The organism is Streptomyces sp. NBC_01474 (assembly GCF_035918215.1).
In the GTDB taxonomy this organism is placed as follows: domain Bacteria; phylum Actinomycetota; class Actinomycetes; order Streptomycetales; family Streptomycetaceae; genus Streptomyces; species Streptomyces aureus.
This window is the reverse complement of sequence record NZ_CP109449.1, coordinates 1,672,977-1,688,959: the sequence shown is the minus strand read 5'-3', so window position 1 is coordinate 1,688,959 and position 15,983 is coordinate 1,672,977. Positions and strand designations below refer to the sequence as shown.

Genomic DNA, 15,983 nt, shown 5'->3' with positions numbered 1-15,983 from the left:
CGGGGCCCCTACTGGTCGCCCGCGAGCGTGCGCATCCACGCCTCGACCTCGTCCGCCGACCGCGGCAGACCCGCCGAGAGGTTCTCCGTGCCGTCGGCCGTGACCAGGAGGTCGTCCTCGATCCGCACGCCGATGCCGCGGTACTCCTCCGGCACCGACAGGTCGTCCGGCTGGAAGTACAGGCCGGGCTCGACCGTCAGCACCATGCCGGGCTCCAGCGGACCGCCCACGTACGACTCCGTGCGCGCGGCAGCGCAGTCGTGGACGTCGAGGCCGAGCATGTGGCCGGTGCCCGCCATGGTGAAGCGCCGCTGGAGACCGAGTTCGAAGACCCGCTCCGGGTCACCCTCCAGCAGGCCCCACTCCACGAGCTTGCCCGCCATGTGACGCTGCGCCGCGTCGTGGAAGTCGCGGTAGGCCGCACCCGGCTTCACGGCGGCGATGCCCGCCTCCTGGGCCTCGTACACCGCGTCGTAGATCTTGCGCTGGAGCGGCGTGAAAGTGCCGCTGATCGGGAGCGTGCGCGTCACGTCCGCGGTGTACAGCGTGTGGGTCTCCACGCCCGCGTCGAGGAGCAGGAGTTCACCGGGGCGTACCGGGCCGTCGTTCTGCTCCCAGTGCATGATCGTGGCGTGCTCGCCGGCCGCGCAGATCGAGCCGTAGCCGACGGCGTTGCCCTCCAGGCGGGCGCGGCGGAAGAAGGTGCCCTCGATCCAGCGCTCCGAGGTAGCGATCGCCGTGGCCAGTTCCCGTACGACATCGGTGAATCCGCGCACCGTGGAGTCGACGGCCTTGCGCAGCTCGCCGATCTCCCACTCGTCCTTGACCAGGCGCAGCTCGGACAGCGCCTCCTCCAGTGCGGCGTCGCGCTCCGCCTCCGTCGTCACGGCGGCCTCGAGTGCCGGGTCGTGGCCGCGGACGATACGGGTCGGCGCCTCGGGCGCGGCCGACAGCTCGGTGGCGGCGTCGCGGATGTCGCGGCAGGGCAGGCCGAGGACCAGTTCCGACTCGGCGAGGCTGCGGCGCCGGCCCATCCACAGCTCGGACGTCATGCCGGTCCAGAACTCGTCGCTGTCACGGCTGTCGCGGGGGAGCAGACAGAGGTGGATGTCGTGCCCGTCGCCCTCGCGCGGCTCGAACACGATGGCACTGTCCCGCGCCTGATCGCCCGTCAGATGCACATACGCCGAGTACGGACGGAAGGGGTAGTAGCTGTCGTTCGAGCGGATCTTGAGCTTGCCGGACGGGATCACCAGCCGCTCGCCCGGGAATCGCGCGGACAGGGCGGCGCGGCGACGGGCGGCGTACGGCGCCTGCTGGTCCGGGCGCAGGTCGCGCTGCTCGGTGTCGGCCCAGCCCGTCCGCATCAGGGCGGAGAGCTCGTCGGAGAGGCCCGCGTAGAGGCCGTTCTTGCGCCCCGCGGGCCGGGGTTGGGCCTGGGGCTGAGTCGTGGGCTGTGACGTCGCCTGAGTCGTGGGCTGTGGCCTGGGCTCGGAGGAGGACACGGTGCACCCTTCTGCAGTGTTCCGTAGTGGTTTCGGCTGAGCTGCCTGTCAGCCTAGTGACCCTTGGCGCACTTGGGAACATGTGACATAGTACTGCCGTGACTACGCGGCTGACCTGCGATGTTGTAGTGGTCGGCGCCGGAATGGTGGGCGCCGCCTGCGCCCTCTACGCGGCGCGGGCGGGGCATTCCGTCGCCCTGGTGGACCGGGGCCCCGTGGCCGGAGGCACCACCGGCGCGGGCGAGGGAAACCTGCTCGTCTCCGACAAGGAACCCGGCCCCGAGCTCGAACTCGCCCTGCTTTCCTCCCGATTGTGGTCCGAACTCGCGGCCGAGCCGGGGGTGGCCGAGGCCGTCGAGTTCGAGGCCAAGGGCGGAGTCGTCGTGGCGTCGTCCGCCGAAGGCCTCGCGGCACTGGAGAAGTTCGCAGTGCAGCAGCGCGACGCCGGTGTCGACGCGCGCGCCGTCACGGCCGACGAGCTCTACGGTCTCGAACCGGAACTCGCCCCCGGAATGCCGGGCGGCGTCCACTACCCGCAGGACGCCCAGGTGATGCCCACACTGGCCGCAGCACACCTCGTACGGCTTGCGCGCGCGGCGGGAGCACGGCTGCTGACCGGCGCGCCCGTCACCGAGGTGCTCCGGTCGGCGGACGGTTCCGTACGAGGCGTCCGCACCGGCCGGGGTGAGATCCACGCCCCCGCCGTCGTGAACGCGGCCGGAACCTGGAGCGGCGAGCTGGCCGCACTCGCCGGGGTGCGGCTGCCGGTGCTGCCGCGGCGAGGCTTCGTCCTCGTCACCGAGCCGCTGCCGCGCCTGGTCCGGCACAAGGTCTACGCCGCCGACTACGTGGCCGACGTGGCGAGCGACTCCGCCGCACTGCAGACCTCACCGGTCGTCGAGGGCACCGCGGCCGGTCCCGTGCTGATCGGCGCGAGCCGCGAACGCGTCGGCTTCGACCGCACGTTCTCGTTGCCCGTCGTACGGTCACTCGCGGCGGGGGCGGCACGGCTGTTCCCCTTCCTGGAGAGCGTCCGCGTGATGCGGTCCTACCTGGGATTCCGCCCGTACATGCCGGATCATCTGCCGGCGATCGGCCCGGACGCGCGCGTGCCCGGCCTCTTCCACGCCTGCGGGCACGAGGGCGCCGGCATCGGACTCGCCACGGGTACAGGGCACTTGATCGCCGCAGCGCTCGACGGGGGACGGCCGGACCCCACGCTCGCGCCGTTCCGCCCGGACCGGTTCCCCGAGGAGGCGTCTTGAACAGTAAGCGCACACCCCTGCATCTCGTGAGGGCCGAGCCCGGGCCCGCGTACACCGCCACGTTCGACGGCGCGCAGATCGCGGTGCTGCCCGGGCAGACCGTCGCAGCGGCGCTGTGGTCGGCGGGCGTCACCGCCTGGCGCACCACGCGCGGCACGGGCGAGCCGCGCGGAGTCTTCTGCGGCATCGGAGTCTGCTTCGACTGCCTCGTGACCGTCAACGGCCTCCCCAACCAAAGGGCTTGCCTCGTACGGGCAGAACCCGGCGACGACATCCGCACCCAGCACGGCACGGGCCACGAGCACGTGGCGGGCGAGGAGAAGCTATGAGCCGTAGCCCTTATGAAGGCACCGATGAAGGCGCGGCGGGCTCGCTGGCGGTGATCGGGGCCGGGCCCGCCGGGCTCGCCGCCGCACTCGCCGCGGCCGTCCGCGGGAGCCGCGTGACGCTGATCGACACGGGCGCGCAGGCCGGCGGCCAGTTCTACCGCCAGCCCGCCGAGGAACTCGGCGCCCGCCGCCCGCAGGCCCTCCACCATCAGTGGCGGACCTGGGAGCGGCTGCGGGACGGCCTGGCCGCACAGATCACGACGGGCCGCATCACTCACCTGACGGACCATCATGTGTGGTGCGTGGAACGGCTCGACGAGACATCCGGCTTTCTCGTCCACGCGCTGCACGGCCTGGCCCAGGAAGAGCCGTCCGTGGTGCGTGCGGACGCCGTCATCCTGGCGACCGGCGCCTACGAGAAGGTGCTGCCCTTCCCGGGCTGGACCCTGCCGGGCGTGATCACCGCGGGCGGCGCGCAGGCCATGCTCAAGGGCGGACTCGTGCTCCAGGGGCGTACGGCCGTCGTGGCGGGCACGGGGCCGCTGCTGCTGCCGGTCGCCGCCGGACTGGCCGCGGCCGGTGCGGAGGTCGCCGCGCTCGTCGAGTCGGCCGGGGCGCAGGACGTCGCCCGGCACGCGAGGACGTTCGCCGCCCACCCGGACAAGGTTGTCGAAGCGGCCGGGTACGGGGCTGAACTGATGCGCCGCCGCGTACGGCTGAAGACCCGGCACACCATCGTGGCAGCGCATGGCGACGGTGTGCTCGAAGCCGTCACCGTTGCCGCGCTCGACCGCGACGGACGCGTCGCGGCGGGCTCCGAGCAGGTCATCCGCTGCGACACTCTCGCCGTCGGCCACGGCCTGCTGCCGCACACCGACCTCGCCGAGACGCTCGGCTGCCGTCTCGAAGGGACGGCCGTGGCCGTGGACGACGAGCAGCGCACTGACGTCCACGGAGTGTGGGCCGCGGGCGAGGCCACCGGCGTGGGCGGCGCCGCCCTCTCGCTCGCCGAGGGCCATGTCGCGGGGTGCTCCGCCGCGGCACGCCTCGCGGGGCGCGAACCCGACCCGCGCGCGTGGGAGGCCGCCGCCACGTCCCGTGCGAAGAGCAGGGAGTTCAGCGCCGCCCTCGACGCCGCGTTCGCGCCGCGTGCGCACTGGGCCGAGCAGGTCACCGACGACACCGTCGTATGCCGCTGCGAGGAGGTGCCGGCCTCCGCGATCCGTGAGGCGGTCGGCGAGCTCGGGGCCACGGACGCGCGCACCGTGAAACTGCTGACCCGAGCCGGTATGGGCTGGTGCCAGGGCCGCATGTGCGGACCGGCTGTCGCCGGGCTCACGGGATGCGAACCGGTCCCGTCCAGAAGGCCGTTCGCCCGACCCGTACCGCTCGGAGTGCTCGCTCGGGCGGGGGAGGGCCTGCCCGACGAGTGAGCCCGGACGCCCCTCCGGCGACCGTATCCATCAGGCCGGACATCCATCAGACCGGACATCCATCAGGCCGGACATTCATCAGACCTCGGACCGGACATCCGGATCCATCAGTGCCATGTCACACGCCACAGAGGAGACTCAGCCCATGACCACGTCACAGCGCAGCCCCTGGCACGGCGTCCTCGTAGCCACACCGCTTCCGCTGAACGACGACCTCTCCGTCAACTACGCCAAATTCGCCGAGCATTGTGCCTGGCTCGTCGAGAACGGCTGCGACGGGGTCGTGCCCAACGGCTCGCTCGGCGAGTACCAGGTGCTCACGCCGGAGGAGCGCGCCAAGGTCGTCGAGACGGCCGTCGCCGCGATCGGCGGGCAGCGCGTAATGCCCGGCGTCGCCGCCTACGGCTCCGCCGAGGCCAGTCGCTGGGCCGAGCAGGCCAAGGACGCCGGCTGCGCCTCCGTGATGCTGCTCCCGCCCAACGCCTACCGCGCCGACGAGCGTTCCGTCCTCGCCCACTACGAGGCGGTCGCCGCGGTGGGCCTCCCCGTCGTCGCTTACAACAACCCCATCGACACCAAGGTCGACCTGGTGCCGGAACTGCTCGCGAAACTGCACCACGAGGGGTTCGTCCGCGGGGTCAAGGAGTTCTCGGGAGACGTGCGGAGGGCGTACCGCATCGCCGAACTCGCCCCAGAACTCGACCTGTTGATCGGCGCCGACGACGTCCTGCTCGAACTGGCCCTGGCCGGCGCCAAGGGCTGGGTCGCCGGGTACCCGAACATGCTGCCCGCCGCGTCCGTCGAGCTGTACCGCGCCGCCGTGTCCGGCGACCTCGCCACCGCGACCTCCCTCTACCGGCAGCTCCACCCGCTCCTGCGCTGGGACTCGCGCCCCGAGTTCGTTCAGGCCATCAAGCTGTCCATGGACATGATCGGCCGCCACGGAGGCCCCTGCCGCCCGCCGCGCATGCCTCTTCTGCCGGACCAGGAGAAGGCCGTGCGCGCCGCCACCGAACAGGCGGTCGCCGCTGGCCTCGTCTGAACCACGCGACCGCACTCGCACACGTCCACCGCATCCACTTCCAGGGAGCAGCTTCCGACATGCGCAGCAAACTCGTCCTGCACGCGGTCGACTCGCACACCGAGGGCATGCCGACACGGGTCATCACCGGCGGCATCGGAACCGTCCCCGGCGCCACGATGAACGAACGCCGCCTGTACTTCCGCGAGCACCGCGACGACATCAAACAGCTCCTGATGAACGAGCCGCGGGGGCACGCCGCGATGAGCGGAGCGATCCTCCAGCCGCCGACCAGGCCCGACTGCGACTACGGCGTCATCTACATCGAGGTCTCCGGATACCTCCCGATGTGCGGGCACGGGGCGATCGGCGTCGCCACCGTCCTCGTGGAGACGGGCATGGTCGAGGTCGTCGAACCGGTCACCACCATCCGCCTCGACACACCCGCCGGGCTCGTCGTCGCCGATGTCGCCGTGGAGAACGGCGCGGCGAAGTCCGTCACTCTGCGGAACGTGCCGTCGTTCTCCGTCGGCCTCGACCGCGAGATCACCCTCGCCGACGGACGCACGATCACGTACGACCTGGCCTACGGCGGCAACTTCTACGCGATCCTGCCGCTCGACCGGTTGGGTCTGCCCTTCGAGCGCGCACGCAAGGACGACATCCTCGCGGCGGGTCTCGCGCTGATGGACGCGATCAACGCCAAGGACGAGCCCGTACACCCCGAGGACCCGTCCATCCGCGGCTGCCATCACGTCCACCTGTACGCGCCCGGGGCCACCGCCCGGTACTCCCGGCACGCGATGGCGATCCACCCCGGCTGGTTCGACCGCTCGCCCTGCGGTACGGGAACGAGCGCGCGCATGGCCCAGCTGCACGCCCGCGGTGAACTGCCGTTGCACACGGAGTTCGTGAACGAGTCGTTCATCGGCACACAGTTCACCGGACGGCTGCTCGACACCACCGACGTGGCCGGGATCCCGGCGGTGCTGCCCAGCTTCACGGGCCGCGCGTGGGTGACCGGGACGGCCCAGTATCTGCTCGATCCGGACGACCCCTTTCCGGCGGGATTCGTCCTTTAGCGCCAGTCCCGCAACCCTTGTCCCGCAACACCAGCCCCGTAGCACCCGTCCCGCAGCACTCCACCCGCCACGGGATACTTGTGGAACGTGACATGTCACCTAGGAGGACCACCCCATGGCCGACCGGCGCAGCGCCCCGTCCGCCGCTCCCGCCCTGCCCAGCCTCGGCGGGACGCGCAGCAGCTACCGCGAGCGGGTCGCCGACGCGCTGCGCGCCGCGCTGATCGCCGGTGAGCTGCGGGCGGGCGAGGTGTACTCGGCGCCGACCCTCGCCGTCCGCTTCGGGGTGTCCGCGACCCCGGTGCGCGAGGCCATGCTCGACCTCGCGAAGGAAGGTCTCGTCGACGCGGTGCCGAACAAGGGTTTCCGGGTCACGGCCGTCTCCGAGAAGCAGCTCGACGAGTACAAGCACATCCGCTCGCTGATCGAGGTCCCGACCACGGCGGAACTCGCCACCACCGCCGACCTCGCGGCACTGGAGGCGCTGCGGCCGGTCGCGCGGGAGATCGTCGACGCGGCGGTCGCCGGCGACCTCATCGCGTACGTCGAGGCGGACATCCGCTTCCACCTGGGGCTGCTCGCCCTCTCCGGCAACGAGCACCTGGTCGAGGTGGTCGGCGACCTGCGCAAGCGGTCCCGGCTCTACGGGCTGAACGCGCTGGTCGAGGCGGGCCGCCTGGAGGCGTCGGCCGAGGAGCACCTGGAGATCCTCGACGCCCTGGTCGCCCGCGACGAGGAGGCGGTGCGCGCCGTGATGACCCGCCACCTCGGGCACGTGCGAGGGCTCTGGGCGCAGTAGACCCCGCCGAAGTGATCGGCCGCGTGAGTCCGGCGCTCCCGTGTCGGCGCGGCGGGCTGCGGCCCGTGGCGTCGTAGCGTGGCCGCACTGCGGACGGCGACGGGCGTCGGCGCGCACGACCCGGAACCGTGGTGATGTGGCATGTGCTGGAGCGCGACGGCCGATCTCGTGGCGGGCACCGCGATCGCCGCCGTGGGAGCCGTCTGCGTCGTACGGACGGTCCGCGCGCGACGGCCCCGCGACCTGCCGCTCGCGGCTCTGCCGCTGCTGCTCGGCGCCCATCAGATCGTCGAGTCCGTCCTGTGGCGGTCCGGTGGCGGGACGGGTTCGGCCACCCTCGCCTGGGCCGTGATCGCCCTCCCGGTCCTGGCCTTGTGGGTGCCCGCCGGGGTGGTGTGCGCGGCGCCCCGGCGGGCCCGCGGGCGGCTGCTGATCCCGCTCGCGGCCGGGGCCGTGACCGCGGCGGGACTCGCGTACGCGCTGGCGACCCGCACCGTGACCGCCGAGATCCGCGGGCACACCGTCGGGTACGCCCTTGGCCTGCCGCACGCCGAACTCCTGGTCGCCGGGTACCTCCTGGCCACGGTCGGCTCCCTGCTCCTGTCCGCCGACCGCGGCCTCGTACTCCTCGGTGTGCTGGTCGCGGCGGGCGCGGCGGTGTGTGTCGTGCTGTGGCGGTGGGAGTTCATCTCGACGTGGTGCGCGTTTGCGGCCGTCTGCTCCGTCGCCCTGCTGTGGTGGACGGGCCGGAGCGCCGATCAGCCGGTCAGAAGGCGTCCTCCGCGAGATCGACGGCCGTCCGGTCCAGGGACTCCAGAAGGCTGAACTGCGCATCCGTCTTGGGCAGTTCATGCCGGAAGAAGTATCGGCACGCGCCGCGCTTGCCCTCGTGGACGGCTTCCGTGCCGGACGCCGCCGCGAGCAGCTGCTCCAGCCACATCCAGGCGACGACGACGTGCCCGACGGCTTCGAGGTAGACGCTCGCGTTGGCCAGGGCGGTCTCCGGGTCACCGGTCGACCACAGGCGCTGGGTCACGGCGACCGCACGGCGTACGGCGGTGTCGAGCCGGGCGCCGTACTCGGCAGCTTCTCCGCCCGCTCCGGCCGCGCGGGCGGTCGTCGCGGTGACGCGCTGCACGAGGAGGCGGAGCCCGGCCCCGCCGTCCATGACGACCTTGCGGCCGAGCAGATCGAGTCCGTGGATGCCGTGCGTGCCCTCGTGGATGGGGTTGAGACGGTTGTCGCGGTAGAACTGCTCGACGTTGTACTCGCGTGTGTAGCCGTAGCCCCCGTGGACCTGGATCGCGAGGCTGTTGGCCTCCAGGCACCACTGCGAGGGCCAGCTCTTGGCGATCGGGGTGAGCACGTCGAGCAGCAGCTTGGCCTCCGCGCGGACCTCGGGCGTGGCGCCGGTGTGCTGCTCGTCGAGGAGCCGGCCGCAGTACAGGGTGAGCGCCAACGCCCCCTCCACGTAGGCCTTCTGGGCGAGGAGCATCTTGCGGACGTCGGCGTGCGCGAGGATCGGGACCTGCGGCGCGGCCGGGTCCTTGCCCGCGAGGGGGCGGCCCTGCGGGCGCGTGCGGGCGTAGTCGAGAGCGTGCAGATAGCCCGTGTAGCCGAGGGCGGTGGCGCCCAGGCCGACGCCGATCCGGGCCTCGTTCATCATGTGGAACATGTAGGAGAGCCCGCGGTTCTCCTCGCCGACGAGGTACCCGACGGCGCCCGGCGCGCCGCCCGGCCGGTGGGCGCCCTCACCGAAGTTGAGGAGGGTGTTCGTGGTGCCCCGGTAGCCCATCTTGTGGTTGAGGCCCGCCAGGACCACGTCGTTGCGCTCGCCCGGCGCACCGTCCTCGCGTACCAGGACCTTGGGGACGATGAACAGCGACAGGCCCTTCACACCGGCCGGCCCGTCCGGGGTCCTGGCGAGGACGAGGTGCACGATGTTCTCCGACAGCTCGTGCTCGCCGCCGGAGATCCACATCTTGTTCCCGAAGAGGCGGTACGTCCCGTCCTCCTGCCGCTCGGCCCGCGTGCGCACATCGGCGAGCGACGATCCCGCCTGCGGCTCCGAGAGGCACATCGTGCCCAGGAAGCGGCCCTCCACCATGGGGCGCACGTAGGTGTCGATCTGCTCCTTCGAGCCGTGCGCGAGGACGAGGTTGGCGTTGCCCATCGTGAGGAACGGGTACGCGGCCGTGCCGACGTTCGCGGCCTGGAACCAGGCGAAGCACGCGTCGGCGACCACCGACGGCAGCTGTCCGCCGCCCACCTCGTGGTCCATGGTGCTCGCGATGAGCCCCGACTCCCCGAAGACCCGGAGCGCCTCCTTCACCTCGGGGATGATGTGAACCCGCTCCCCGTCGAAGGTGGGCTCCTGCGTGTCGTTCTTCTTGTTGTGCGGGGCGAAGTGCCGCGTCGCGATCTGCTCGCTCAGCTCGAGCGCCGCGTCGAAGGTCTCTCGGGAGTGGTCCGCGTACCGCTCGCGGGACGTGAGCGCGCAGACATCGAGCCACTCGTACAGCAGGAACTCGAGATCGCGGCGGGACAGCAGCAGGGATGCCATGCGTTTACTCCAGGCGCACTGGTGGTGACGGGCGGTGCCGAACCACGGGGCCGACGGGCCCCGCCCCATCAGCGTACTAAGCAGTCGCTTATTCGGCCAGTGAGTGACGGGGTAACGGCGCCGTGCTGCCCTCGGCAGGGTCCCGCCCGAAGGGGGAATGCCGTCACAGGGGAACCTGCGAGCCGGACAGTTCTGGACGACGGGCAGATCAGGCACCTCGAATTGATCCAGACCGTCGCCGCGCGGATGGGCAACAACTCGTTCCTGATCAAGGGCTGGGCGCTGACCCTGATGGGTGCGCTGCTCGCCTTCGCCGCCGGGAACGAGAGCCGGACGGTGGCGGCCACGGCCTTCGTCCCCATCGTGACGTTCTGCTGCTCGACGGGTATTTCCTGTACAGGGAGTGGCTGTTCAGGAGGCTCTACGGCAAGGTGCGGCGGCCGGGCGGCGGCCTTGAGCCGTTCAGCCTCGAGGCCGGGAGAGGCGCGAGGGTCCGGCGCGAGGGAGGGTGCGGGGGTGTGCTCCGCCTGCTCGGGGGGCGCCGGAACCGGTTCAGGCCCCGCCTTTTAGGGAGGGGAGGATTCAAGGCCCCTGCTCCCTTGTCTCTCGGTCATCTGCAGGGCGTCAGTGCAGCGAGGATGCCGCATGAGGCACTCCATGACGTCAAGTATTCAGGTTTCGCGCGGAGTTGGCTGATCTGTGGCGGGAGCGGCTTGCTGCTGTCGTCGGCCCTGTTCTCGTATAGCTACGGCCAGGTGGCGTGTAGCGCTGAGCAACTACTTGGGGCTGCGGTCTCGCTGTTGAAGGGCGGCGAAGTTGAGCCGGGCCGCGATAGGTGGAAACCAGCCAGGCATGTTGGAACTACTGGAGACGTGGCGCAGCGCGGACAAGGTCGGCGACGGCTCTGGACCGGCTGCGCGGGGGCCAGGCGATGACGGTGGTGACTTTCGGCGCGTCCAGCACGGGCACGGCGGCGAGGTCACCGTGCAGTTGGGCTCGGCACGACTCCGGTGAGACCGCGCAGGCCCGGCCGAGCGCGACGAGCTGCAGCAACTGTGCGTGGTCGCGGACCTGCGGGCCGGGGCCGGGCGGACAGGTGCCGTCGGGGTCGGGCCAGCGTGGCAGAGGCAGGCCCGGCAGCCCGGTGATGTCGGCCATGAGTACATGGGTCCGGACCGTGAGCGGATGCCCGGCCGGCAGGACCACCACCTGGCCCTCCGTGCTGAGCTCCTCGGTGTGGAACCCGGCCGTCGAGTCGAACGGCCGGTGCAGCAGCGCTACGTCGGCCCGGCCCTCGCGCAGGAGTCGTTCCTGCTCGGCCGGGCCGCACAGGATGACATCGACGGGGACTGCGCCGGGTTCGGCGGCGTACGCGTCGAGCAGTTTCGCCAGCAGTTCGCGGGACGCGCTGGCTTTCGCCACCAGGACCAGGCCGGGACGGCCGGTCGCGGAAAGGGCGGCGCGGCGGGTCCGACGCTCGGCGGCGCCGACCGCAGCGAGGGCCGCCCGGCCCTCGACCAACAGCACTGAGCCGGCCTCGGTCAGTTTGACGGTGCGGCTGGTCCGATCCAGCAGCGCTGCCCCGAGCCGGCGTTCGAGTTGCTGGATGGCCCGTGACAAGGGCGGCTGCGCGATCCCGAGTCGCTGCGCTGCGCGCCCGAAGTGCAGCTCTTCGGCGACGGCGACGAAATACCGCAGTTCCCGGGTCTCCATGCAGTCACGCTACCCCGGTTCAATACCCTGTCGGTATCGTTGACCATCGGATCGGTCTTGGACCCCCGGCGGGGTCGGAGGACAGCATGGTCCCTATGAGCGAACGAACGATTGCACTGGTCACCGGTGCGAACAAGGGAATTGGCTACGAGATCGCCGTGGGCTTGGGCGCCCTCGGCTGGAGCGTTGGCGTCGGTGCCCGAGATGATCGGCGCCGTGAGGCAGCGGTGGAGCAACTGCGCGCGGTCGGCGTCGACGCGTTCGACGTACCACTGGACGTGACCGACGACGCGAGCGTGACCGCCGCCGCGCGGCTGATCGAGGAACAGGCGGGGCGCCTCGACGTGCTCGTCAACAACGCGGGTATCGCCGGCGGGATGCCGCAGGAGCCCACCCGGGTCGATCCCGCCACCATCCGGACGGTCGTGGAGACCAACGTGATCGGCGTCATCCGCGTCACCAACGCGATGATGCCTTTGCTGCGCCGCTCTGCCTCGCCGCGGATCGTGAACATGTCCAGCAGTGTCGGCTCCCTCACCCGGCAGTCAGGAACCGCCGCTGAGCTGACGGCTGGTCCGGTGGCCGTGGCGTACGCGCCGTCGAAGACGTTCCTGAATGCCGTCACCCTGCAGTACGCCCGGGAGTTGAGCGGCACGAACATCCTGATCAACATGGGATGCCCCGGCTACGTCGCGACCGAACTCAACGGCTTCCGCGGCGTGCGCACCCCCGAACAGGGCGCGGCGATCGCCATCAAGCTGGCGACCCTGCCCGACGACGGCCCGACCGGCAAGTTCTTCGAAGACGCCGGCGTAGTGCCCTGGTGAAGTTGAAGTGCACGGCGGTCAACTCGCACTCGGGTGCTGATCTTCTCGCTGAAGATCTTGTCCCTGAGGATGTCGTGCTTGCTGAGCGCGTCGAGCTGGGAGCCGAGTTCCTGGCCGAGGGTCGAGCAGCGGGCGTAGCCGATGCGGATGTCCGCGCTCGGCAGGTCCGGGTCGACTGCGGCGGGTACCGGCGTGCCGGGCCGCCACGGCTTTCCGGGACGGCGGTCCGCCGGGGTCGGCACCCGCAGCACCTTCGACAAGCGGGGCACTTTGGTGAACCGGCGGGTGTGGTGGGCGGAGGCGACCGCACCGCCGCGCGAGCGGCAGGGCGAGCCCGGCTGCGCAGCACACATCGGACAGGCGTGCTGCTCGACATCGTCCGCGTCCGACCGCTCGGTCGGGGAAGGCTCTTGAGGGTCCGTTATGACCCCGAATCTTCGCACAATGCAAGTCTCAGAAGGGGATCCGTCCCGCTTTTGGGTGAGAACGGGTTCTGAGCACCGAGCGGAGATCATCGAGGGCCCGGCGGCCCGTTTTCGATCTTGCTCCGACAAAGGGTCGTTTGTGAGAGGGCGGAGTGCCGGGCCATGCTCGGGCCATTGTCCGGCCTGCACGCCATGACTCGGCCAACTGTCTCCTCAGTCCAGGTCGGACATGTCGAGCACGAAGCGGTAGCGGACGTCGTTTCGCCGGAGGCGGTCGAGTGCCGTGTCCACCTGTGACGACGGGAGTACTTCGATGTCGGCGGCGATGCTGTTGTCAGCGCAGAATTGGAGCATCTCGGCTGTCGCCGGGCGGCCTCCGCTGCCCGCGGAGCTGAGCTTCTTGCGGCCGATGAGCAGGTCCGTGGCCTCGACGGTGACGGGGCCCAGGTACCCGAGGAGGCTGAGGGTGCCGTCCATCGCCACCAGCTTCAGATACGGGGCGAGGTCGTGAGGGGCGGAGATGGTGTCGATGACGACGTCGAAGGTGTCGCGTGCCGTGGCCATCTGCTGGGTGTCGGTGGAGGCGATGAGGTCGTGAGCGCCGAGCTTGCGGGCGTCGTCGCGCTTGTCCTGGGTGCGGCTGATGACGGTCGTGGTGGCGCCGAGTGCCACGGCCATCTTGACTGCGAGGTGACCCAGGCCGCCGAGGCCGGCCACGGCGACGCGACTGCCGGGGCCCACGCCGAGGGAGCGCAGGGGTTCCCAGACGGTGACGCCGGCGCACATCAGCGGGGCGGCTGCGGCCGGGTCGAGGCCGGAGGGGAGCGGGTAGGCGAAGGCTTCGCGCACGACGTACTCGCGGGAGTAGCCGCCCAGGGTGGTCGACCCGTCCTGCCGGTCGGTGCCGCCGTAGGTCAGAGTCGGGAAGGAGTGGCAGAAATTCTCCTGTCCGGCTTCACACATGGCGCACACGCCGCAGGAGTCGACGATGTTGCCCACCGCGACGTGGTCGCCGACCGAGAAGGTGGTCACCTCGGGGCCGGTCCCGGTCACCACGCCAGTGAATTCATGACCCCGGGTATCAGGGGCGCTTTCGTGTGCCGGTCGTAGGCGTGCAGGGCGTGCAGGTCGGTGTGGCACACGCCGCAGTAGTCGACCTGCACCGCGATGTCATCCGGGCGCAGGTCACGGCGCTCCAGCGACGCGCGCCGCAGCTCCGTCGGGCCGGCCGCCTGCCATCCGGTGGTCGCTCGCATACGTGACTCCTTAAACAGACTGTTCTGTCTATTGCAGCCTAAACGCGACCGCCCCCCAAAGGCAAACCAACTGTTCTGTTTGGTAGGGTGCGGGCATGCCGGAACAGCCCCAGACCTCGCGAGGCGCCGCGACCTACCAGCGCATCCTGGACGCCGCCACCGAAGAGTTCGCCCAGCACGGCATCGCCGGGGCGCGCATCGAACGCATCGTGACGGCAGCGCGCACCAACAAGGCGCAGCTCTACGCCTACTTCGGCGACAAGGAACGACTTTTCGACGCGATCTTCCTCAGCTCGCTGGAGCGCATCACCAACGTCGTGCCCATCGACGCCGACGATCTCGCGGACTGGGCCGTTCGTCTCTACGACGAATACCTGCGCCGCCCCGACCTCATCCGACTGGCGACCTGGACACGACTGGAGCGTCGGCCTGCCGGACACCTCGTCGAGACCCACCAGCACTACGACGACCGCAAGCTCACGTCCATCGCCGAGGCCCAGGCCGCCGGGCGGGTTCGCGCAGGTGACCCGTTCGACATCATGGCCATGGTCATCGCCATGTCCATGGCCTGGTCACCGGTCAGCAACGTATATGCAGCCAGCAGCCAAGAACCCGATGACGTACATGACCAGCGCCGCGCCCTGCTCCGCGACTGCGTCCAAAGCGCCACCGCGGCCGGCAGAGGCGACGCATCCCCCTCATGACTGCCACCAACACCCCTGGTGACGCTCACGCACGTTGCCTGGGCTCCGGCCAGGACCGGAGCCCAGGTCTCACGCCGGAACTGCGGCTGCTTCCCCCTGCGGGGCGCGCGGGCCGGGTACCGTCGCCCGGGTGGACAGGTCCGGGTCGAGGCGGCTGTTCATATCCAGCTCGAATCTGCCGTACGGATTCACGTGGGTCCAGAACAACGGCGACAGCGCCCGGCGGTCCGCGTCGGTGAGCTTGTCCGCCCATTTCGGATCGGCCAGGACCTCCTGCATCAGCAGCGTGTTGACGTGCACCGGAGCGGACTGGAGCAGGTGTAGCGCGACCATGCTGACCTCCTGGGATTCCCTGTCCGCACCGGCCAGGTCGCCGTCCTTGCAACGAGACGGCCAGGGCCGGGAAACGAGTCAACGGCACTTACGCAGCGCTACACGCCACCTGGCCGTAGCTATACGAGAAACAGGGCCTTGTCGGTGCGGCTCCGATGTCATGCGCCGCGCGGCGGTTCCACGCGGGCCAGCCACGAGGTGAGCAGGGACTCCAGGTGCTCGGTCTCGTCCCGGCCGAGGGCGGCCAAGAGGCGGCGTTCGTTGGCCATGTGCTCGCTGAACGCGTCGTCGATCAGGTCCCGGCCCGCGGGCGTGAGCGCCACCACCCGGCCCCGGCCGTCCCCTGCCGCGCGGCGGCGCGTGACGAGGCCGCCGCGTTCGAGGCGGTCGATCCGCTTCGTCATCGCTCCGGTCGTGACCATGGTGTGCGCGGCCAGCTCGCCGGGGGCCCGCTCGAAGGGCTCGCCGGCGCGGCGCAGCGCGGCCAGGACGTCGAACTCGCCTTCGCTCAGGCCGTATCGCCGGTAGACGAGGCACAACTGCTCGGTGAGCAGCGCGCCCAGGCGGTGCAGGCGGCCGATGACTCCCTGGGGGGTGACGTCGACGTCCGGCCGCTCGCGGGCCCACTCGGCCTGGATGCGGGCGATGTGGTCGAGGGGGCGACCGGGGCGGTGGGGCCCGTGGGACTGTTCCGGGGGCATGACTTCACTATAGCTTCCATGGAAGAC

14 protein-coding genes and 2 pseudogenes are annotated in these 15,983 nt (G+C 70.8%); 9 read left to right on the top strand and 7 right to left on the bottom strand.

The genetic code is table 11. The annotated features are described in order from the left end of the window. Positions 1 to 8 precede the first annotated feature (8 nt). Entirely contained in the window at positions 9 to 1,367 is a 1,359-nt protein-coding gene (locus tag OG758_RS07980; RefSeq protein WP_326715843.1) for an aminopeptidase P family protein, read from the bottom strand. 236 nt (positions 1,368 to 1,603) lie between these two features. On the opposite strand from OG758_RS07980, the gene OG758_RS07975 reads away from it, so the two are divergent. The 7 genes from OG758_RS07975 (at position 1,604) to OG758_RS07945 (ending at position 8,259) form a co-directional block, all read left to right on the top strand. Then, positions 1,604 to 2,770 carry an NAD(P)/FAD-dependent oxidoreductase gene (locus tag OG758_RS07975; RefSeq protein ID WP_326709323.1) on the top strand — a complete coding sequence of 389 codons (1,167 nt, stop codon included), beginning with the start codon at positions 1,604 to 1,606 and terminating at the stop codon, positions 2,768 to 2,770. After that, the gene (locus OG758_RS07970) at positions 2,767 to 3,099 is read left to right on the top strand and encodes a (2Fe-2S)-binding protein (protein ID WP_326709322.1); all 333 of its coding nucleotides are present in this window, start codon (positions 2,767 to 2,769) and stop codon (positions 3,097 to 3,099) included. Before OG758_RS07975 ends, OG758_RS07970 begins: the two co-directional genes overlap by 4 nt. After that, positions 3,096 to 4,532, top strand: a complete 1,437-nt coding sequence (locus OG758_RS07965; protein WP_326709321.1) for an FAD-dependent oxidoreductase — start codon at positions 3,096 to 3,098, stop codon at positions 4,530 to 4,532. Before OG758_RS07970 ends, OG758_RS07965 begins: the two co-directional genes overlap by 4 nt. A 145-nt stretch (positions 4,533 to 4,677) precedes the next feature. Then, a complete protein-coding gene (locus tag OG758_RS07960; protein WP_326709320.1) occupies positions 4,678 to 5,574 on the top strand; it encodes a dihydrodipicolinate synthase family protein in 897 nt (298 codons plus the stop codon). Between the two features lie 59 nt (positions 5,575 to 5,633). Further along, the gene (locus OG758_RS07955) at positions 5,634 to 6,635 is read left to right on the top strand and encodes a proline racemase family protein (protein WP_326709319.1); all 1,002 of its coding nucleotides are present in this window, start codon (positions 5,634 to 5,636) and stop codon (positions 6,633 to 6,635) included. Positions 6,636 to 6,750: 115 nt separating this feature from the next. Then, a complete protein-coding gene (locus tag OG758_RS07950; RefSeq protein WP_326709318.1) occupies positions 6,751 to 7,434 on the top strand; it encodes a GntR family transcriptional regulator in 684 nt (227 codons plus the stop codon). A gap of 141 nt (positions 7,435 to 7,575) precedes the next feature. Continuing rightward, positions 7,576 to 8,259, top strand: a complete 684-nt coding sequence (locus OG758_RS07945) for a DUF6629 family protein (protein ID WP_326709317.1) — start codon at positions 7,576 to 7,578, stop codon at positions 8,257 to 8,259. Here the strand turns inward: OG758_RS07945 and OG758_RS07940 are convergent. Both OG758_RS07940 and OG758_RS07935 read right to left on the bottom strand, forming a co-directional pair. Beyond that, complete coding sequence (locus OG758_RS07940) at positions 8,201 to 9,997, bottom strand: acyl-CoA dehydrogenase (protein WP_326709316.1); 1,797 nt, start codon at positions 9,995 to 9,997, stop codon at positions 8,201 to 8,203. The two genes, OG758_RS07945 and OG758_RS07940, sit on opposite strands and share 59 nt — an antisense overlap. A gap of 861 nt (positions 9,998 to 10,858) precedes the next feature. Further along, a complete protein-coding gene (locus OG758_RS07935; protein ID WP_326709315.1) occupies positions 10,859 to 11,710 on the bottom strand; it encodes a LysR family transcriptional regulator in 852 nt (283 codons plus the stop codon). Between the two features lie 95 nt (positions 11,711 to 11,805). Between OG758_RS07935 and OG758_RS07930 the strand changes: the two genes are divergently transcribed. Then, the gene (locus tag OG758_RS07930; RefSeq protein ID WP_326709314.1) at positions 11,806 to 12,537 is read left to right on the top strand and encodes an SDR family oxidoreductase; all 732 of its coding nucleotides are present in this window, start codon (positions 11,806 to 11,808) and stop codon (positions 12,535 to 12,537) included. A gap of 251 nt (positions 12,538 to 12,788) precedes the next feature. On the opposite strand, the pseudogene OG758_RS48855 reads toward OG758_RS07930, so the two are convergent. Both OG758_RS48855 and OG758_RS07925 read right to left on the bottom strand, forming a co-directional pair. Then, positions 12,789 to 13,052, bottom strand: a pseudogene (locus tag OG758_RS48855) (zinc finger domain-containing protein); the annotation flags it as partial. A 123-nt stretch (positions 13,053 to 13,175) separates the two neighbouring features. Then, positions 13,176 to 14,218 (bottom strand): annotated as a pseudogene (locus OG758_RS07925) (NAD(P)-dependent alcohol dehydrogenase). Positions 14,219 to 14,313: 95 nt separating this feature from the next. Here OG758_RS07925 and OG758_RS07920 point away from each other — a divergent pair. Beyond that, positions 14,314 to 14,922 carry a TetR family transcriptional regulator gene (locus OG758_RS07920; RefSeq protein WP_326709313.1) on the top strand — a complete coding sequence of 203 codons (609 nt, stop codon included), beginning with the start codon at positions 14,314 to 14,316 and terminating at the stop codon, positions 14,920 to 14,922. 69 nt (positions 14,923 to 14,991) lie between these two features. Here the strand turns inward: OG758_RS07920 and OG758_RS07915 are convergent, their stop codons facing one another. Together OG758_RS07915 and OG758_RS07910 are read right to left on the bottom strand one after the other, a co-directional pair. Next, positions 14,992 to 15,291 (bottom strand): Tn3 family transposase, encoded by a 300-nt coding sequence (locus OG758_RS07915; protein WP_382060512.1) that lies wholly within the window; start codon positions 15,289 to 15,291, stop codon positions 14,992 to 14,994. A gap of 122 nt (positions 15,292 to 15,413) precedes the next feature. Then, positions 15,414 to 15,956, bottom strand: coding sequence for a MarR family winged helix-turn-helix transcriptional regulator (locus OG758_RS07910; protein ID WP_326709311.1), 543 nt, complete (start codon positions 15,954 to 15,956; stop codon positions 15,414 to 15,416). Positions 15,957 to 15,983: the final 27 nt, after the last annotated feature.